Raw genomic sequence first — 18132 nt, forward strand, 5'->3', positions numbered from 1 at the left:
CTCAATCCAAAGAGAAGGTCACCTCGACGTCGCCGCTTCCGAGGATCTCCCTGAGCTCCGCATCGCTTACGCCTTCTATCTTGCCGACGCGCGTGAGGCTCCAGGAGTTGACGTCGTAGTAGATCGTCAGCTGATCTCCCTGGTAGAGAATGATGTCCCCAGGCGCAGTGGTGATCTGCGCGTCGGAGGTCGGGAGCGACTGGCCGATAGGCCCGATCTTCTCCATGGAGCCGTAGTCGCGCATGGCGATGGTGAGGGGTCCGTGGGCCAGCAGCTCGACGAGAGCCTGCGCCGAGGGGCTTTCCTCGAGGCTGGCGCGAAGCTCCCGCCCGTTAACTGAAACGGCGATCTGAACAGTTTGAGCATCCGCCTGCCCCGCCTCCTTGGCATCAAGGTCGCCGGACGATCCGCTGGATGATCCTCCGGGCAGTCCGCCGGACGCTTCCGCAAGCTGGGCCTGCTCCTGGGATTGGGCCTGCTCCTGGGCTAACGGCTCCTGCTGGCCCTCTGGCTGCGCGCTGCAACCGGCCAAGCCGGCTCCCAGGCAGGCGACGATGAGACAGAAAGTCGCCATCGTCGCCATCGTCGCCGTTGAGCCCATAACGGCGTTCCCGCGTTTCACTGAGCCTCCTCCGACCAGAGATACTCCGTTAGATCGGCTCATTATTATTTGGCTGAATCAGCGGAATTGCAAATACCTATAGCGCATCGAGAAGTAGAGCCTGCGGGCATGATCTGCCAAATCAGGGAATTACCTGGGAGAACAGTTGCGATCGCTGAGCTTGGCGTCACGTGTCAAGCGATGAACAAGGTCATTCACAAGAAGCGCAGGGGTCTATGGCGGCCGTCCGATTGCGCGTCTTGGCGCTCGCGCGCGAGGGCCTGGTTGCGCTACACTAGCCTTATGAGCGACGACACCGACAACCTGCTTCTCCCTTGGGAGGGACCGGCCATCCTGCTGGTCGACCTCGACGCGTTCTTCGCCTCGGTCGAGCAGCTCGACCACCCGGGCTGGCGCGGCAAGCCCGTCATCGTGGGCGGCGACGCCGACGCGCACGGCGTGGTGTCCACCTGCTCGTACGAGGCGCGCGCCTTCGGCGTCCGCAGCGCGATGGCCGCCTCGCTCGCGCGCGAGCTGTGCCCCGAGGCCATCTGGACGCGCGGCCACTTCAGCCGCTACCGTGAGATGTCGAACGCCATCATGGGCATCCTGCGCGACGAGACGCCGCACGTGCAGCAGGTCTCCATCGACGAGGCGTTCATGGACGTCACCCCCACGAAGGTGAACCACGAGCATCCCGTGAGCGTCGCGCGGCGCATCCAGGCGCGCGTGGCCGCGCTCGGCGTGACGTGCTCGGTGGGCGTGGGCACCACGAAGTCGGTGGCGAAGGTGGCCTCTGACATGGACAAGCCGCGCGGCCTCACCGTGGTGTACCCCGGCAGCGAGGCGACGTTCCTCGCCCCTCTGCCCGTGCGCACGATGAGCGGCGTGGGCGCCTCGGCCGAGCGCGCGCTCGTGAGCCACGGGGTGCGCACCTTGGGCGACCTGGCGCGCGCCGACGAGGGGCTTCTGCGCAAGGTGTTCGGCAAGAACGCGGGCATGATGCGCGCCCGCGCTGCCGGTGGCGACACATCGCCCGTCGAGGCTGACGACACGGTGAAGTCGATCTCGAACGAGGTCACCTTCGCGCGCGACCTCACCGAGAGCGAGGAGGTCACCTCGGCGCTCTCCACCATCGCCGCGAAGGTGGGCCGGCGCCTGCGCCGCAAGCAGCTTTCCGGGCGCACGCTCGGCATCCGCGTGCGCTACGCCGACCGCACCACGCGCTCAGCTCAGATGCGCCTGCCCCGGCAGACCGACGACGAGCTGTTCTTCACGCCCTACGCGTTGCGCCTCTTGGAGGACTTGTGGCAGCCCGGCATGAGGATTCGCCTGCTCGGCGTGAGCATGACGGGGTTCGAGGAGGAGGGCGTGGTGCAGGAGGCGCTCTTCGACGTGGACGAGGCGGCGCCCCTCGACGACGGCGTGCGCAGCCCGCTGATCGCAAGCGAGGAGAAGCGGCGCGGCCTTCTGGCGGCCACCGACGCGCTCAAGGAGAAGTTCGGGGAATCGGCCGTGCGGTTCGGCTGCGAGCTGCGCAACGAGCGGAACACCACCGGCTCGAGCTCGAAGAACCCGGCCGACTACAAGTAGGCCGAACGAGCCTTCGGGGCACCTTGCACGGCGATCCTTGCGGCCGGCTGCAAGCAGGCCCGCCCCCCCTTCGCCTACCGGCGGTTCGCGGCGTGCAGGAGGACGAGCCCCTTGAGCGTGAGCGCGGGCTCAACCACCACGTCGTGGCGCATGAGCGCGCCGAGCGCGCCGGCGTCGCGCCCCGAGAGCACCACCGTGGTGCGCTCGCAGCCCATCTCGGCCCACACCATGTCGATCAAGCCGTCGATGCGCGCGACCTCGCCCATCACGATGCCCGCCTGCATGGCCTCGCGCGTGGAGCGCCCCACCACCGACGCGGGCGCCTTCACCTCCACCATGGGCAGCCGCGCCGCCGCCGTGGCGAGCGCCTCGGCCGACAAGCGCAGCCCCGGCGCGATGATGCCGCCCGCGAACGCGCTTCGGGCGTCGAGCACCTCGATGTTGGTCGTGGTCCCCAGGTCGACCACCACGGCGGGCGCGCCGTAGAGCTCCTTGGCGGCCACCATGTCGGCCACGCGGTCGGCGCCCACCTCGCCCGGGTCGCTGTAGCTCATCTTGAGGCCGGTCTTGAGGCCCGGGCCCACCACGAGCGGCGCGCGGCCGCAGAGGCGCGACGCCGCCTCGACCCACACGTCGGTGAGCGGGGGCACCACCGACGACACGATGCCGTCGCGGGGGCGCAGGGGGGCGGACGGGAACGCGGGCGCGGGCGCACCGCCGCGCGCGGACGCGGGCGCACCGCCGCATGCGAACGCGCCACCGCGCGCAGGCACCGCCCCATCGCCGCATGCCGCCGCGTCCATGCGGGCGAGCCCCTCGCCGAGCGCGCCGAGGAAGGCGCGCAGTGCGCAGAGCGCCTCGTCGGCGGTCGCGCGCGGGTCAGTGGAGGTCTCCCAGGTGGAGAGGAGCGCGCCGTCGCGCGCCACGCCGAAGCGCGTGGTGGTGTTGCCCGCGTCGATGACGAGCACCGACTCGCGCATGCCCTCGCCGCCTTTCGCCACGATGCCCCGCTTCCCTTCGCCTAGTTGAACTTGAAGATCTTCTGCGCGATGTGGTAGCCGCCGAGGCCCGCGCGCCGCCCCACCTCGGTGGGGATGTTCGTGCTCAGGTTGAGCACGTTCGTGCGAATGCGGCGGTACAGCGCCACGTCGGCATCCTTCAGGTAGGCCCAGATCTCCTCGCGCTTGCGCTCGTCCTCGGGCGTGTTGCGCATGCGCAGGAACACCGAGCAGATGCACATCATCATCGCAAGGTAGTTCTCCAGGTAGTGGCGCAGGCGCTTCTGCTCGATGGACATCACGTCAACCGCGTCGATCATGATGCGCGTGATGCGCAGCTGCTGGTCGATGCGGCCCATCATCACGCTCTCGTTCACCGACTGCCCCTCGCGCCCGATGAAGTAGCGGTACATGTCCACGTCGAGGTAGTACATGGTCCGCACGTGGGGCAGCGGCTCGTACACGAAGATGTTGTCCACGTAGAAGCAGTGCCGCGGCAGCTCGAGCGCCATGTCGCGCAGAAGCTCGGTGCGGTAGATCACCGAGTGCATGAGCAGGTACTGCGACGGGCCGAACGTGCCCACCTCGTCCCAGGTGAACTCCTGCTCGACGGGGAACACGTTCTTGTAGCGCATCACGGTGCGCGTGTTCTCGTAGACCTTCTCGTACACGTAGTTCGCGATGACGAGGTCAGTGGGGTCCTTGAGCTCCATCTGGCGGCGCAGGTAGCGCATGACCCGCTCCATGGCGTCGGCGTCGAGCCAGTCGTCGGAGTCGACCACCTTGAAGTAGCGCGCCGAGGCGTGCGCGAGCCCGGCGTTCACCGCCGCGCCGTGCCCGCCGTTCTCCTGGTGGATGGCGCGGATGACGTCGGGGTGGCGGCGCGCCCACTCGTCAGCCTTCTCAGGCGTGGCGTCTTTGGTGGAGCCGTCGTCGACGATGAGGATCTCAACGTCGTCGCCGCAGGCCAGAAGCGACTCGATGCACTTGTCCATGTACTCCGCGGAGTTGTGGCACGGAACTGCAAACGTGATGGTCTTCATGCCCGCGCCCTACTCCTCCGCAGCTTCCTGCGCAGACGCGCGCTCGTCGAGGATGCCGTGTGACAGGTCGAGCGCGAGCCCCACGATCTTGTCCATGTTGTAGTAGCGGTACTCGGCGAGGCGCCCGAGCGGGTGGAAGTTCGACAGCGACTCAGTGAGGCGGCGGTAGCGCTCGTAGTGCGCGTTGTTCTCGTCGTTGATGATGGCGTAGTAGGGAATCTGCGCGTCGGGGTCGGTGTAGGCGCGCGAGTACTCCTTCATGATGGTGGTGTTCGGCGCCTTCTGGCCGGTCATGTGCTTGAACTCCGTGACGCGCGTGTAGTCCTCGGTCACCGTGTAGTTCACCGTGCCGCAGGGCAGCTTGTACTCCTCGTCGTAGGTCTCGTAGACGAAGTCGAGGCTGCGGTAGGGCAGGCGCCCGAAGCGCGCGAGGAAGAGCTCGTCGAGCGGGCCGGTGTAGACGATGGGGCCGGTGAAGCTCACGTCGTGCAGCTTGATGGCGGACAGCTGCGCGTCCTCGGAGTCGTCCTCGAACTCAAGCTCGAACACGCTCGTGGCGTCGGTGTTCAGGCACACCTCGATGCCCTCGTAGTCGAGCATCTGCTCGAACAGGTCGGTGTAGCCGCGCACGGGCATGCCCTGGTACTGGTCCTGGAAGTAGCGGTTGTCACGCGAGATGAACACGGGCACGCGCGCGGTCACGCTCGGGTCGACCTCCTCGGGCGTGAGGCCCCACTGCTTCTGCGTGTAGTAGAGGAACACGTTCTTGTACACGAAGTCGGCGATCTCGCGCAGTTCGGGGTCGTCCTGGGCGCGCAGTTCGTTGATGGTGACCTTGCGGCCGTCGCCGAACACGTCAATCAGCTTCTCGGTGAGGTGCGCGGCGCGCTCCTTGCCGAACGCGATCTCCATGGAGTTCTTGTTGAAGGGAACGGGCAGGTAGGTGCCGTACCAGTCGGCGAGCACGTTGTGCTGGTAGCCGATCCAGCCCGTGAAGCGGCGCAGGTAGGAGAACACGCGGCCGTCGTTGGTGTGGAAGATGTGCGGCCCGTAGCGATGCACGAGGATGCCGGCCTCGTCGTGCTCGTCGTACATGTTCCCGCCGATGTGAGCGCGCTTCTCGATGACGAGCACGCGCATGTCACCTCGCTCGGCGAACTCGCGCGCACACACCGCGCCGGCGAAGCCGCTGCCCACGACGACAGCGTCAAAGCTATTGATGTCAATGTCCTTGTAATCGGTGTACTGCACGCCCACGAGCGTTCCTTTCTGTTTGACGAGGGCCATGCCCGCGCGCCGTGCGCCGGGCCGAACCGCAAGCACGGCGCCGAGGGCGGGCCGCACGCTGCCTACCTCGCGCACCCCGCGGCCCGAACGCCGCAGCATTATCGGGGATATTGTACGATAGCCTGCGGCGACTCCGACCCGCGCGCCGTCTCTCCGCGGGCAACACCATACAAACCGAATAATTCAGCCGCACGGCACGCACGCAGGGTGCGCGGGCGCGCCGGGCGCGTATGATGGGCTCACGTCATCTGCACCAGAAAGGACTTTTTCCATGAGCACCTTCCTTGACACCATGCTCGAGCGCGCCCGCGCCGACAAGCAGACCATCGTCCTGCCCGAGGGCAACGACGAGCGCACGCTGGCCGCTGCCGAGAAGATCCTCGCGCTCGGCGTGGCCGACCTCATCATCTTGGGCGACGAGGCCGCCATCGCCGCGAGCGGGCACGCGCTCGACGGGGCGCGCATCATCGACCCACGCACCTCGGACATGCGCGCTGACCTGGCAGAGCACCTCTGCGAGCTGCGCAAGCACAAGGGCATGACGCCTGAGCAGGCCGATGCGCTCATCAGCGACGAGCTCTACTTCGGCGTGATGATGGTGAAGCAGGGCCTGGCCGGCGGCATGGTGGCGGGCGCGTGCCACGCCACGGGCGACGTGCTGCGCCCCTGCCTGCAGATCCTCAAGACGGCGCCAGGCGTCAAGCTCGTGAGCTCGTTCTTCGTCATGGTGGTGCCTGACTGCGACCTGGGCCAGCAGGGCACGTTCATCTTCTCCGACTGCGGGCTGGAGGTGCAGCCCGATTCCGAGCGCCTCGCGCACATCGCCGTGAACTCCGCGCGCTCGTGGAAGACGCTCATCGGCACCGAGCCCGTGGTGGCGCTGCTGTCGCACTCCACGTACGGCTCCGCGAAGAACGACGACGCGAGCAAGGTGGTGCGCGCCGTCGAGATCGCCCGCGAGCTGGACGGCGCGCTTGCGCTTGACGGCGAGCTGCAGCTCGACGCCGCCATCGTGCCCTCCGTGGGCTCCTCGAAGGCGCCCGACTCCCCCGTCGCCGGGCGCGCCAACGTGCTCGTGTTCCCCGACATCGACGCAGGCAACATCGGCTACAAGCTCGTGCAGCGCCTGGCGAAGGCCGAGGCATACGGCCCCATCACGCAGGGCATCGCCGCGCCCGTGAACGACCTCTCCCGCGGCTGCACCGCCGATGACATCGTAGGCGTGATCGCCATCACCTGCGTGCAAGCGCAAGCGCAAGCCCACGCGACTGAGAAGTAGGGCGGTTGCGGGTGCCTGGGCGGGTGTTTGGGTGCGTGCCTGGGCGGGTGCCTGGGTGCGTGCCTAGGTGCGTTCGCAAGGGGCACCTCACGCCAGCCTGAGCGAGCGTTCCTCCCCTCGTGTCATCCTGAGCGAGCAGCCCCCCTCATGTCATCCTGAGCGAGCGAAGCGAGTCGAAGGATCTGGCCCCGGGCACGGCGCGCCCGCATGCCATCCCAAACGCGAAAGCGCCTTAGCGTCACCCCGAGTGATCCTTCCTTTCCCCGTGTCATCCTGAGCGAGCGAAGCGAGTCGAAGGATCTGGCCCCGGGCACGGCGCGCCCGCATGCGCAACCCACCCGCGGCCAGATCCTTCGACTCCGCGCCCTGCGGGCGCTCCGCTCAGGATGACATAAAGGAGTTGCCTGGGATGGCACGAAGGGCGAGCTCAAGCGTGTGTGCCCGCGTCATGATGCGCGGGAACGCCCAAACCCCGTGGCATTAAAAGCAAGCGCGTCAGCGCTTAGCACTTTAACGGCGGGCGCTCCACCCGGGATGACACAGGATGAGAGCGCAGCCCTAGAACAGGTGGAGCTCGTCGGCGAGCATCTTCTCGTGCAGGATCTCGAAGGTGTCGCGCGCGATCATGTACTCCTCGTTGGTGGGGATGATGAGGATCTGAACCTCGGAGTCGTCGGTGGAAATCTCGCGCTCGCCGCCGCGCAGCTTGTTCTTCTGCAGGTCGAGCTTGATGCCGAGCGGCTGCAAGCCCGCGAAGATCAGTCGGCGCATCTTGTCGCAGTTCTCGCCGACACCCGCGGTGAGCACGACGGCGTCGACGCCGCCCATGACGGCGATGTACTGACCGATGTACTTCTTCACCGAGTTCGAGTACATCTCGTAGGCGAGCTGGGCGCGCTCGTTGCCGCTCTCGGACGCCTCGCGCACGCTGCGCAGGTCGTTCGACACGCCTGAGATGCCCAAAAGCCCTGACTGCTTGTTCATCAGGTTGTTGACCTCTTCGGCGCTCAGGTTCTCATGCTCCATGAGGAACGGGACGACAGCTGGGTCCACCGCGCCGCAGCGCGTGCCCATCATGAGGCCGTCGAGCGGCGTCAGGCCCATCGAGGTGTCGACCGCCACGCCGTGGTCGACGGCCGACATCGAGCAGCCGTTGCCGAGGTGGCACGTGATGAGCTTGAGGTCGTTGAGCGGCTCGTCGAGGAAGGCCGCCGCGCGCTCGGCGATGTAGCGGTGCGACGTGCCATGCGCGCCGTACTTGCGAATGGAGTACTTCTCGTACATCTCGTACGGCAGCGGGTACATATACGCCTTCGGGGGCATGGTCTGGAAGTAGGAGGTGTCGAACACCGCCACCATGGGCTTGCCCGGCATCTGCTGCTGGCAGGCGCTGATGCCCATGAGGGCCGCCTTGTTGTGCAAAGGCGCGAGCTCGGCGAGCTCGTCGATCTTGGCGATCACGTCATCGTCGATGAGCACCGAGCGGTCGAAGTACTTGCCGCCCTGCACGATGCGGTGCCCGATGGCGTCGATCTCGTCAAGCGAGTCGATGGCCTTGGTGGGACCGGAGATGAGCGCCTCGAGCACGAGCGACATGGCGTCGTTGTGGTCGCTCATCGCGGCGTCGATGACCACCTCGTTGTCGTCGAGGCCGTGCTTGTGGAACGCCTCGGCCGAACCGACGCGCTCGCAGATGCCCTTGGCGAGAACCGAGTGGGTCTCGACGTTGATGAGCTGGTATTTCAAGGAAGATGATCCTGCATTGATTACGAGTACGTTCAACGATCCGCCTCCCTTAGAACGAGTTGTATCCCGTTATTTTACGCTGTCGCCAAAGGTGACCCCGATCATGAGGAGACACTTTCGGCGAGTGGCGCGCGGCAGGCACGTGTCTTTCCGCGCCAAGCCTCCGTCGAACTTTAGCCACGTTCCCACCGCGTTCCCGCCGCGCTTTCGTCGAGCCTTCACCAGGCACCCGCCGCGCTTTCGCACAGGGACGCTACTCGACCGCAGGGCTGCCGTCGTTCATCTGCGCGCCGCCGAGCACGTGGATGTGGATGTGGTGCACGCTCTGGCAGGCATGATCGCCCGTGTTCACGAGCGTGCGGAAGCCGCCCTCGGTCACGCCCTTGATCTCGGCCACCTTCGCCACGGCGCCGAAGAGGCGCCCCATCTCGTCTGCGGGGATGCCGTCGGCGATGTTGTCGTAGTGGTTCTTCGGCACGATGAGGGTGTGCACCGGCATCATGGGGCTCACGTCCTCGAAGGCCAGCACGTCGTCGTCCTCGTACACCTTCGTGCAGGGGATCTCCCCCGCCACGATCTTGCAGAACAGGCAGTCGTCCTTGCGCATGGTTCTCTCTCCTTTTCGTCGGTTCCTTTCGGGTTGCTGCGGGTTGGCTGCTGCGGAAAAGCTCCCGCAGATGAGCTGCCGCAGGCGGGTTGCCCGCAGGCAGGTTGTCGCCTACGCCTTCTGGAGCGTGGTGTCCAAGGTCGCGTCGTCAGGTGCAGGCGCAAGCTCGCCCATGAGCACGTCGACCTGCTGCTCGGCGGCGTCGAGGCGCTTCTGCAGCGACGCGAGCAGGGAGACCCCGCGCGCGTAGCTTTCCAGCGACTCCTCAAGCTCGAGCGTGTTGGACTCGAGCACGTTCACGACGCCTTCGAGCTCGGCCATGGCCTGGCGAAACGTCAGCTCCTCGACCGGCTTCAATTCCTCATTCATCGCTATCCTCCCATGGTTCCAGCGCCGTTGTGATGCGCTGCGTGCCTACTACCTTGCAGTTGACGACGCCGTCGGAGACGGTGAGCTCCACGGCGTCGGACGAGCGGACGTCGTCCACGGACTTCACCACGCCCCCGCGCTCGTCGCGCGCGATGGCGTAGCCGCGGGCGAGCACCATAAGCGGCGACAGGTCGTTCAGGCGCGCCGCCATCATCGAAACGTCGCCCGCGAAGCGCCGCGGCAGCGCGCGGCCCTGATAGCGCAGGCGCTCGGCGAGCGCGCACGTGCGCTGCCCCTCGCGCTCGCCGAGGCGCGAGAGCGAGCCGGCGAGCAGGGCGCGCATGCCCTCGAGCGCACGGCGGTCGGACGCGATGGCCTGCGGGAGCGCCGCGTGAAGGCGCCCGGACAGCTCGTCGAGCGCACGCGCGTCAGCCTCGAACAGGCGCATCGGCTCGCGGAAGAGCGGCAACGCCGCCATGAGCTCCACCCGGCGGCTCGACGCGACCACGCGCGCCCGCTCGCGCGCGGCGAGCGCGGACGCGAGCGCATCGAGGCGCGCACGCACCTCGGCGCCTTCGGGCGCCACGCCCGCGGCGGCGTACGTGGGCGTCGAGGCACGCACGTCGGCCACCATGTCGGCGATGGAGGTGTCGGGCTCGTGCCCGATGCCCGTGACCACCGGGACCGGCATGTCGGCGATGGCGCGCGCGAGGCGCTCGTCGTTGAACGGCATGAGGTCCTCGAACGACCCGCCGCCGCGCACCACGAGCACCACCTCGGCGCCGGCCATCACCACGCGCTGCATGCCTTCCACGATGGCCGCCGGCGCTCCCGCGCCCTCGACCGGCACGCCGGCCAGAAGCACGCGCGCCAGCGGCCAACGGCGGCGCAGCGTGCGCAAAACGTCATGGACCGCCGCGCCGCGCGGCGACGTGACCAGGCCGACTGCCTGCGGATACGCTGGCAGGGGCCGCTTGCGCTCAGGTGAGGTGAGACCCTCGGCCGCGAGCTTGCGCGCGAGCTCGGCCACCTGCAGGCGCAGGTTGCCCTCGCCCGCGAGCGCCACCGAGAACACGTCGAAGTTCATGCGCCCCTTCGCCGCGTAGAGCGTGAAGCGGCCGGTGAGCTCCACGAGCGCGCCGACGCGCAGCTGCACGCCCGCTGCCTGGTAGCGGTTGTTCCACATCATGCACGGCAAGGAGGCGCTTCTGTCCTTCACCGTGAAGTAGACGGCCTTGTAGCCCGGCTTGTTGGAGACCTCGGACACCTCGCCGACGAGGCGCACCACCACGCCCTCGAGCGCGCCCTTGGCCAGCGCCACCGCGCCCGAGACCGAGAGAGCCTCCTGCCGCTCGCTACTCCTCACGCTGGCCGAGCAGCCACAGAAGCTGCAGGATCGAGGTGAGGGCCGCCGCCACGTACGTGAGCGCGCACGCCTGCAGGACGCTCGCGGTGCCGCCCTGCTCGGCTGCGGGCGCGCCGACGTTGGCCAGGTACGCCTTCGCGCGGCGCGACGCGTCGAACTCGACCGGCAGCGTGACGATCTGGAAGAGCACCACCACGGCGTACATGATGATGGCCAGCGTGGTGAGCTCCAAGATGTTCATGATGATGCCGAGCATCAGCAGGAAGATCCACGCGTTCGACGCGAGGTTCACCGCCGGGACGAGCGAGCCGCGGATGCGCATGGGGGCGTACCCCTCGGCGAACTGGCAGGCATGCCCCACCTCGTGGCAGGCCGTGGCGATCGACGTGATCGACGTGCCGCGGTAGGCGTCAGGGTCGAGCGTGATGGAGTTGTCACGCGGGTCGAAGTGGTTCTGGTCGGGGCCGCCCATGCGGATCTCCACGCCCGACACGCCGTGGTAGGACAGCATGTGCTGGGCCATCTGCGCGCCGGTGTAGCCGCTCGCCGAGCCCACGCTGCGGAACTTCTTCAGCTGGTGGTTCACCCACCACGTTGCCCCCATGCCGATGACGAGCGTCACCACGATGAGGGAAAGGTAACTCATGGACATGTTGCGTCTCACTCCTTCTCGGTTGGTCTACGTGCTTAGGGGGCATTATATCCGACAAACGTACGAATGATGTACCACAGGTGGAACACCGTCAAACATTCGCAACCCGCGCGGGCGCAGGCCCCTGCCCGCATGCGGGGCGCGCCCCACGTCACCGCTCCCACGCGCGCCGCGCACCCTCCTACGGCTGTCCCACGCGCGTCACCTTCACGCCGCCGCCCTCGAGGCTCAGCGAGATCCTGCCGGCCAGAAGGTCGAGCAGCTCCTCGCCCACGATGGCGCGGCGCCACCCGTGCAGCACGTCGACGTCGGTGTGCCCGCGCGCCACCTGGCAGAGGTCCGCATGGCTCGCGAGCGTCTGCATGGCTACGCCGTTCTCCCGCGCGCGCAGGCGCACGACGGCGTTCATGAGGTCGAGCTCCGCGTCGACGTTCGGCTCGTTGCGCGATGAGCGGTCCACTTCCGGCCACTCGTCCTCGGGCAGGGCGTACGACTTCCTCATGAGGTCGGCCACCGTGCGCGCGTCGCGCGTGGTGAGGCGCTCGCGCACGCCGCGCACCATGAACAAATCGTCGATCGTCGCCGCCTCGCGCTTGCACACCTCCACGATCTGCTCGTCGGTGAGCACCCACTTGCGCGGCACGTCGCGCCTTCGCGCCTCCACCTCGCGCCACGCGGCCACCTCGCGCGCCGCCGCGAGCTGCTTGCGCGAGAGCTGGTTGCCGCGCTTGAGCCGGCGGAAGCGCTCGCGCGGGTCGCTCTCGTAGCGCGCTGGGTCCACCAGGTCGTCGAAGTCGCGCTCGAGCCAGCCGAGGCGCCCCTTCTTCTCGAGCGCCTCGGTGAGGACGCGGTGGACCTGCGGCAGGTACACCACATCGTCGGCCGCGTACCTGAGCTGCGAGTCGGACAGGGGCCGGCGCGACCAGTCGGTGAACGAGTCGATCTTCTTGAGCGACACGCCGCAGGTGGCGCTCACGAGCGCCCCGTAGCCGATCTGCTGGGTGTGCCCGATGAGCGCCGCTGCGATCTGCGTGTCGAACACCGGGTGGGGCAGCACGCCGATCTCGCGGTAGAGGATCTCGAGGTCCTGCCCGCCCGCGTGGAAGAGCTTCAGGACGGACTCGTCAGCAAGCAGCGGGGCGATCACGCGCAGGTCGCGCACCGCGAACGGGTCGATGACGGCCACTTCGCTGTCGGTCGCCATCTGGAGCAGGCACAGCTTCGCGTAGTAGGTCTTCTCGCGAAGGAACTCCGTATCGATGGCAAGAAGGGAGGAGGACCTCGCGCGCTCGACGAACGCCTCGAGGCTTTCCTGGTTCGCTATGTACACCGAGTTGTTCCTAACATGATCACAGTTTGTAGTACCATGCCATTGTAGCTTGGGAAAGGAAATCTGTGAAACTGCTCGTGATAAATAACCTGGCTTCCGGCTTCGGCGAGGGCGCGGTCTACGACTTCGTGCGCTCGTTCGCGGCCGACGGCGACGAGGTGACGATGCGCTCCACGGACGGCAGCTCGGATCTGCGCACCTTCCTCCATGACGCCGAGGACTACGACGCCGTGGTGGCCGCCGGCGGAGACGGCACCATCGCCACGGTAACCTACCTCTTGGCGGACACTGGTATCCCGGTGCTCCCCTTCCCCTCGGGCACCGCCAACCTGCTCGCCATGAACCTCGCCTCGCCCACCGAGCCGCACGCGCTCGCCAAGATGACGCGCGAGATGCGCTGCATGGACTTCGACATCGGCGAGATCGAGCTCCCGGGCGGCGAGCACTGCGGATTCTCCATCATGGCGGGCGCCGGCTACGACGCCACCATCATGAAGGGCGCTGCCGCAGGCAAGAAGCTCCTCGGCCCCATGGCCTACTTCACCTCGGCCGTGGCCAACGCCACGCCCCAGCACGCCACGTTCACGCTGAGCATCGACGGGCGCGAGGTGAGAAGCTCGGGCGTGGGCGTGCTCATCGCGAACTTCTCGAAGATCCAGTTCGACCTCTCGCTCGTGCATGAGAACCTCCCGCGCGACGGGGCGTTCGACGTGGTGGTGCTCAACACCAAGGACGCCTTCGGGCTCATCCCCGCCCTGATCGCCTGCGTGCTCGACCGCTCGGGCGAGTTCCCCGGGCGCACGGACGCACTCGAGATCTACCGCGGGCGCGAGATCACCGTCGAGGCCGACCCGCCGCTGGTAGTGCAGTACGACGGCGAGGTCACGAGCTACACCACGCCGTTCGCCGTGCGCATGCTGCCCAAGGCGGCGCGCTTCATCGTGTCAGAGGAATGCTGCCGCGTCTTCGCCGAGGCGTAAGAGGCGAAGGGCGCCTGGGCATCCAGGCCACTACGCAACAGGGACGAAGGGCGCCTGGGCGCGGGCCGCTGCGCATCAGGGGCGCCTTGGCGCGAGGGGCTGCGCGGGATGGGGACGCCTGGGCGCGGGGCTGCTGCGCATCAGGGGCGCCGGATGCGTCTGACGGGCGGCCAGTCCGCTGAGCGAGGACCTCCCCCGTATCGTCCCAAGCGAGCAGCCTCCCCGTGCCATCCCAAGCGAGCAACCTCCCCGTGCCACCCTAAGAGAACAACTCCCGTGTCATCCTGAGCGAGCGAAGCGAGTCGAAGGATCTGGCCCCAAGCACGGTGCGCCCGCATGCGCAACCCCCTTGCGACCAGATCCTTCGACTCCGCGCCTTACGGCGCTCCGCTCAGGATGACACGGGGAGGGCATAGAAGGGCGCTCCGCTCGGGTGACATGGGGGGCGAGCGCCCAAGCGCGGGCCACTACACAACAGGGGCGCCTGCACGTCGCGCGTCCAGACGTCCCCGCGTCGCGCAGCGTCTAGGCGCGGTCGTCGAGCGTGCGCTCCTTGACGGCCTGGCTGGCCTTCCAGCGCGCCAGGTTCGCGTTGTAGCGCATCTGGATGAGCTCGAGGATCACCGCGAACACCATGGCGAAGTAGACCATGAGCTTCTCGAGGTGCATGTCGAGCACTTCGATGCCCGTGGTGATGCCGGCCGCGTCAAGCACGAGCAGGACGCCGATGGCGGTGATGAACACGAGCGCCAGAAGCTTCATCTCGACGTTGCGGTTGATGAAGTCGGCGATGAAGTCGATGAACACCATCATAACCACGATGGCCACGATGACGGCGATGATCATGATGATGAGGTGCTCGGCGAGGCCCACCGCCGTGATGACCGAGTCGATGGAGAACACGAGGTCCATCACCATGATGGTGCCGACGGCCTGGGGAAGCGAGAGCATATGCAGAAGCGCGTGAACCTCGGAGCTCTTCGCCTTGATCTCGGTGAGGCGCAGCGCGTCGAGGAGCTCGACGATGCCCTTGTAGATGAGGTAGCCGCCGCCGGCGAGCATGACGAGGTCGCGTATGGAGAAGCCGTGTGAGAAGTCGCCGAGGTCGAGGGTGAACAGCGGCGTGGTCATGTGCACGAGCCAGCTGGCGAAGCAGAGGAACAAACAGCGCATGATGAGCGCGCCGGCCAAGCCGAGCTTACGGCCGATGTGCTGCTTGTCCTCGGGCAGGCGGTTCGTGGTGATCGAGATGAACACGATGTTGTCGACACCGAGCACGATCTCGAGGAATATCAGGGTGATGAGGCTGATCCACGCCTCGGGTGTCGCGAAGATCGAGAAGTCCACACGCGCTCCTTTCGGTTTGCTTCCACAAAAAAACTCATGGCGCAAAGCCGATGATCCGCTGCGTCATCGATTCTGCGCCATGAGTCTCGTTAATTAAGATGCGCCAGACCGCTTGTTGCCAAGGTGCAACCGCGCTGCCATGATGTTGAACGCATCGCGCTGTTTCGCGCCAACTACTCCCCCATGGAGTGCGTTCATGCTATCAGAGGGCAGAGCCAGCCGCAATGCTATAATCGGCGGAGTCACAAAATATTACAAGGAGTTTGCATGGCATTCCAGCTTCCTTTCGGCTCCCTGCGCGATCCCGCGCGCATGGAGCGCCCGCGGGCCGCTGCTGCGCCGCTGCCGGGCTTCGAGAACGAGAACATCCGCTACCTCGACGCGCCGGCGCTCGCGCGCCCCCTCGAGCTGCCGCAGCCGGTGCGCGCCGGGGCGCTCGCTGGCATGCTCGTGGCCGCGGTCATCGGCGGGGTGTTTCTGTTCCAGTACTTCGACGCCATCGTGAACGCGCCTGCGCGCGAGCAGGCGGCGCTCGAGGAGAACCTCGCGCGCGAGGTGCCCATCGAGGTGCCTGCGCTCGTGTCGTTCATGACGATGAGCGACCAGGAGGTGATGGACGCGCTCAACGCGTCAGGCGCCACCCTGTACGAGCGCGTGGCGCCGGGCACCTCCGAGGACGGCAGCTTCGAGGTCATCAAGCTGCCCGAGGGCGTGACGGTGGCCGACGCGGGCGCGATGTACCTCACCGGCATCGACAACCTGAGCGCGGCTGACGCGGTGCGCCTGCTCAACGGCGCGTGGGACCTCACCGTGAACCACACGAGCGGTTCGTTTGCGCGCGTGCGCTACGCCGACTTCACCTCGCTGTCCGTCCAGGAGGCCGTGCAGAGCGCCATCAACGCCGCCGGGCTCGCCGAATGCGCCATCGACGACTCGGGCGTCGACGAGTCGGGCAACACCTACGCGGCCGGCGTGATCGAGAGCGAGGGCAACGTCTACAACTGGCGCGTGTCCGCCCTGCCGCTCTCCGAGATGTACGACATCAGCGGCATCCCCGCAAGCGCCAGCTACGTCGGAATCAAGCTGACGAGCGCGTAAGGGAGGGCCGGCCAGGGCTTCCAAGCCCCTCGACCAGGGCGTTCAGGTCCCTCGGCCATGGCCGCCAAGCCCCTCGGCCAAACCGGCCAGGGCTGTCAAGCCCCCCGGCGAAGCCGGCCAAGCCCCCGGCTAGGGCTCGATCAGGTTGATTCCCGCTGTAACGGAGCGCTTTCGGCGGTGTTTCGGCGGCGAACGCCCTGTCGGTGCTTCGGCGGCAAGCCCCTGTCGGTGCCTCGGTGGAGAACGCCCTGTCGGTGCTTCGGCGGCAAGCCCCTTTCGGCGCTTCGGTGGAGAACGCCCTGCCCGCCACTCACTCGGAACACCGACAACGCCCCCTTTCCATCCACCTCCTCGGGAAAGCTGGATGGAAAACGCCCGTTGTCGGTGCTTCGAGCCCCAAAAACCACCGACAACGCGCCTTTTGCATCCACTTTCTTCGGGAAATCACCGATAACGGCCTCGTTTCATCCAGAATCACCTGAGGGGTGGATGGAAAAGCGTCGTTGTCGGTAACCGGACTGCGAACATGCCTTTCTGCCCATATGCCACCCGCGAATAAACGGTCCCTACACACTTTTTCGCCTATATCCCAGATGGGGCGAGGGGATCGTGTGGTCGGAGCTCCATCATCAGACGCCGCGCCCATATGCGATCGACTGATGATGGATTACACACTTTTTGAAACTTAACCCTATATCCCGCGATACGCCCGCGATCCCCGCCAACGCTTCTGGAGCGAACCCCTCAAACGACCCGTAAAGGATCCGAAAAGCAAAGCAGCCCTGGGAGATTCCCAGGGCTGCACGATGAGCAATGGAGCGGACAACGGGGTTCGAACCCGCGACCCCCACCTTGGCAAGGTGGTGCTCTACCAGCTGAGCCATGTCCGCATGTTAGGTTGTCAAAGCCGAATGGAGGCGACGCCCGGATTCGAACCGGGGGTGAAGGCTTTGCAGGCCTCTGCCTTACCACTTGGCCACGTCGCCATTTTCAAGCTTGCCGTCATGTAAGAGGCTGGCCATTGCGTAAGCCTGACCAGCCTCGATGTGACAATGGAGCGGACAACGGGGTTCGAACCCGCGACCCCCACCTTGGCAAGGTGGTGCTCTACCAGCTGAGCCATGTCCGCGTCGCGAAGAGATATATTAGAGGAACTTAAACTCTCATGCAAGCATTTTTTTCAACTTTTTTACGAACGTCTTGCCGAGGCGTGCGGCACGCACCAGCCCCGAAACTCATCATGCTCGGCGTACCTCAAAACCTCTCTCTCGGTTTTGGTCCAAGATATTGGGCGCACCTCACACAGGCGTTGCGGTTGCTTTGAAAAGCTACCGCGCGCACCAGCTGGCGCGCGGGCTGAGGGCAGCAAAAAAGCGGCAACGCAGACGGCGACACGGGCAGGAGGGACGCAACCCCTTCCACCCTCCCCTTCTGGCAAAAATTCTTGAAAAAGGGGCTTGTCAGATTCTGTTGCTCTGTTAAAATATTTTCTTGCTGACGCGGTAATGCGATGCACACCATATACGTGGGCGGTTAGCTCAGGGGGAGAGCACTACCTTGACACGGTAGGGGTCACAAGTTCAAATCTTGTACCGCCCACCATTGAAATTCGAAAGCGGTCTTCTGGCCGCTTTTTTGCTGCCATCAGCGCAAACACCCTCATGCCGGGCCAAGGCGCTCCTCCGCCATGCGTGACCTATGTGTGACGTCGTATCCTTACGCGATCGATTAATCACGATTACACACTTTTGTTCCTATATCCCCGTCCGCAAGCTTGGCGCTGCCCTGCCGCTAGGGAATTAGCCACGCCTTGGCGCTTCTTCCCTCCTCGCCGTC

The 18132-nt window shown here is 66.3% G+C and carries 15 protein-coding genes and 4 tRNA genes; 5 read left to right on the forward strand and 14 right to left on the reverse strand.

What is annotated here, in order from left to right:
* Nucleotide 1: 1 nt before the first annotated feature.
* A complete protein-coding gene (locus G7Y50_RS01945) occupies nucleotides 2–622 on the reverse strand; it encodes a cyclophilin-like fold protein (RefSeq protein ID WP_206214730.1) in 621 nt (206 codons plus the stop codon).
* A gap of 282 nt (nucleotides 623–904) precedes the next feature.
* Between G7Y50_RS01945 and dinB the strand changes: the two genes are divergently transcribed.
* A complete protein-coding gene (dinB, locus tag G7Y50_RS01950) occupies nucleotides 905–2194 on the forward strand; it encodes a DNA polymerase IV (protein WP_165056260.1) in 1290 nt (429 codons plus the stop codon).
* A 74-nt stretch (nucleotides 2195–2268) separates the two neighbouring features.
* Here dinB and G7Y50_RS01955 read toward each other — a convergent pair whose 3' ends face one another.
* Genes G7Y50_RS01955 through glf form a run of 3 tightly spaced genes read right to left on the reverse strand, consistent with a single transcriptional unit; the run spans nucleotide 2269 to nucleotide 5522 of the window.
* Nucleotides 2269–3195 carry a type III pantothenate kinase gene (locus tag G7Y50_RS01955; RefSeq protein ID WP_241156582.1) on the reverse strand — a complete coding sequence of 309 codons (927 nt, stop codon included), beginning with the start codon at nucleotides 3193–3195 and terminating at the stop codon, nucleotides 2269–2271.
* Nucleotides 3196–3215: 20 nt separating this feature from the next.
* Nucleotides 3216–4235 (reverse strand): glycosyltransferase, encoded by a 1020-nt coding sequence (locus G7Y50_RS01960; RefSeq protein ID WP_165056258.1) that lies wholly within the window; start codon nucleotides 4233–4235, stop codon nucleotides 3216–3218.
* A gap of 9 nt (nucleotides 4236–4244) precedes the next feature.
* Nucleotides 4245–5522, reverse strand: a complete 1278-nt coding sequence (glf, locus tag G7Y50_RS01965) for a UDP-galactopyranose mutase (RefSeq protein WP_241156580.1) — start codon at nucleotides 5520–5522, stop codon at nucleotides 4245–4247.
* 271 nt (nucleotides 5523–5793) lie between these two features.
* Here glf and pta point away from each other — a divergent pair, with 271 nt between their 5' ends.
* The gene (gene pta / locus G7Y50_RS01970) at nucleotides 5794–6801 is read left to right on the forward strand and encodes a phosphate acetyltransferase (RefSeq protein WP_165056256.1); all 1008 of its coding nucleotides are present in this window, start codon (nucleotides 5794–5796) and stop codon (nucleotides 6799–6801) included.
* 558 nt (nucleotides 6802–7359) lie between these two features.
* Here pta and G7Y50_RS01975 read toward each other — a convergent pair.
* The 6 genes from G7Y50_RS01975 to rnd form a co-directional block, all read right to left on the reverse strand.
* Nucleotides 7360–8583 carry an acetate/propionate family kinase gene (locus tag G7Y50_RS01975; protein ID WP_165056254.1) on the reverse strand — a complete coding sequence of 408 codons (1224 nt, stop codon included), beginning with the start codon at nucleotides 8581–8583 and terminating at the stop codon, nucleotides 7360–7362.
* 217 nt (nucleotides 8584–8800) lie between these two features.
* Nucleotides 8801–9154, reverse strand: coding sequence for a histidine triad nucleotide-binding protein (locus G7Y50_RS01980; RefSeq protein WP_165056252.1), 354 nt, complete (start codon nucleotides 9152–9154; stop codon nucleotides 8801–8803).
* A gap of 111 nt (nucleotides 9155–9265) precedes the next feature.
* Nucleotides 9266–9523 carry an exodeoxyribonuclease VII small subunit gene (gene xseB, locus G7Y50_RS01985; protein WP_206214731.1) on the reverse strand — a complete coding sequence of 86 codons (258 nt, stop codon included), beginning with the start codon at nucleotides 9521–9523 and terminating at the stop codon, nucleotides 9266–9268.
* Nucleotides 9516–10889: an exodeoxyribonuclease VII large subunit gene (gene xseA / locus G7Y50_RS01990; RefSeq protein WP_165056250.1), complete on the reverse strand. Its 1374-nt coding sequence runs from the start codon at nucleotides 10887–10889 to the stop codon at nucleotides 9516–9518. The genes xseB and xseA overlap by 8 nt, the downstream gene beginning before the upstream one ends.
* Nucleotides 10879–11541 (reverse strand): zinc metallopeptidase, encoded by a 663-nt coding sequence (locus G7Y50_RS01995; protein WP_165056248.1) that lies wholly within the window; start codon nucleotides 11539–11541, stop codon nucleotides 10879–10881. The genes xseA and G7Y50_RS01995 overlap by 11 nt, the downstream gene beginning before the upstream one ends.
* Nucleotides 11542–11722: 181 nt before the next feature.
* Complete coding sequence (rnd, locus tag G7Y50_RS02000) at nucleotides 11723–12871, reverse strand: ribonuclease D (RefSeq protein WP_165056246.1); 1149 nt, start codon at nucleotides 12869–12871, stop codon at nucleotides 11723–11725.
* Between the two features lie 65 nt (nucleotides 12872–12936).
* Between rnd and G7Y50_RS02005 the strand changes: the two genes are divergently transcribed.
* Complete coding sequence (locus G7Y50_RS02005) at nucleotides 12937–13851, forward strand: diacylglycerol kinase family protein (RefSeq protein WP_165056244.1); 915 nt, start codon at nucleotides 12937–12939, stop codon at nucleotides 13849–13851.
* 525 nt (nucleotides 13852–14376) lie between these two features.
* On the opposite strand, the gene G7Y50_RS02010 is transcribed toward G7Y50_RS02005, so the two are convergent.
* On the reverse strand, nucleotides 14377–15198 hold the full coding sequence (locus tag G7Y50_RS02010; protein WP_165056242.1) for a TerC family protein: 822 nt from the start codon (nucleotides 15196–15198) through the stop codon (nucleotides 14377–14379).
* Nucleotides 15199–15465: 267 nt separating this feature from the next.
* Here G7Y50_RS02010 and G7Y50_RS02015 point away from each other — a divergent pair, with 267 nt between their 5' ends.
* Nucleotides 15466–16296: a teichoic acid transporter gene (locus G7Y50_RS02015; protein WP_165056240.1), complete on the forward strand. Its 831-nt coding sequence runs from the start codon at nucleotides 15466–15468 to the stop codon at nucleotides 16294–16296.
* A gap of 814 nt (nucleotides 16297–17110) precedes the next feature.
* On the opposite strand, the gene G7Y50_RS02020 is transcribed toward G7Y50_RS02015, so the two are convergent.
* The 3 genes from G7Y50_RS02020 to G7Y50_RS02030 form a co-directional block, all read right to left on the reverse strand.
* Nucleotides 17111–17186: transfer RNA gene (locus G7Y50_RS02020), tRNA-Gly, on the reverse strand.
* A 22-nt stretch (nucleotides 17187–17208) separates the two neighbouring features.
* A tRNA-Cys gene (locus G7Y50_RS02025) sits at nucleotides 17209–17282 on the reverse strand.
* 67 nt (nucleotides 17283–17349) lie between these two features.
* Nucleotides 17350–17425, reverse strand: a tRNA-Gly gene (locus tag G7Y50_RS02030).
* A gap of 398 nt (nucleotides 17426–17823) precedes the next feature.
* Between G7Y50_RS02030 and G7Y50_RS02035 the strand changes: the two genes are divergently transcribed.
* A tRNA-Val gene (locus G7Y50_RS02035) sits at nucleotides 17824–17898 on the forward strand.
* Nucleotides 17899–18132 lie beyond the last annotated feature (234 nt).

Origin of the sequence: Adlercreutzia sp. ZJ176, assembly GCF_011038975.1 — a bacterium.
In the GTDB taxonomy this organism is placed as follows: domain Bacteria; phylum Actinomycetota; class Coriobacteriia; order Coriobacteriales; family Eggerthellaceae; genus CAAEEV01.

Bases quoted from the DNA above. Each gene is read 5' to 3' on its own strand.
- G7Y50_RS01960 (WP_165056258.1), bottom strand. From the start codon at position 4,235: ATGAAGACCATCACGTTTGCAGTTCCGTGCCACAACTCCGCGGAGTAC.
- glf (WP_241156580.1), bottom strand. From the start codon at position 5,522: ATGGCCCTCGTCAAACAGAAAGGAACGCTCGTGGGCGTGCAGTACACC.
- dinB (WP_165056260.1), top strand. From the start codon at position 905: ATGAGCGACGACACCGACAACCTGCTTCTCCCTTGGGAGGGACCGGCC.
- G7Y50_RS02015 (WP_165056240.1), top strand. From the start codon at position 15,466: ATGGCATTCCAGCTTCCTTTCGGCTCCCTGCGCGATCCCGCGCGCATG.
- G7Y50_RS01980 (WP_165056252.1), bottom strand. From the start codon at position 9,154: ATGCGCAAGGACGACTGCCTGTTCTGCAAGATCGTGGCGGGGGAGATC.
- G7Y50_RS01995 (WP_165056248.1), bottom strand. From the start codon at position 11,541: ATGTCCATGAGTTACCTTTCCCTCATCGTGGTGACGCTCGTCATCGGC.
- xseB (WP_206214731.1), bottom strand. From the start codon at position 9,523: ATGAATGAGGAATTGAAGCCGGTCGAGGAGCTGACGTTTCGCCAGGCC.
- pta (WP_165056256.1), top strand. From the start codon at position 5,794: ATGAGCACCTTCCTTGACACCATGCTCGAGCGCGCCCGCGCCGACAAG.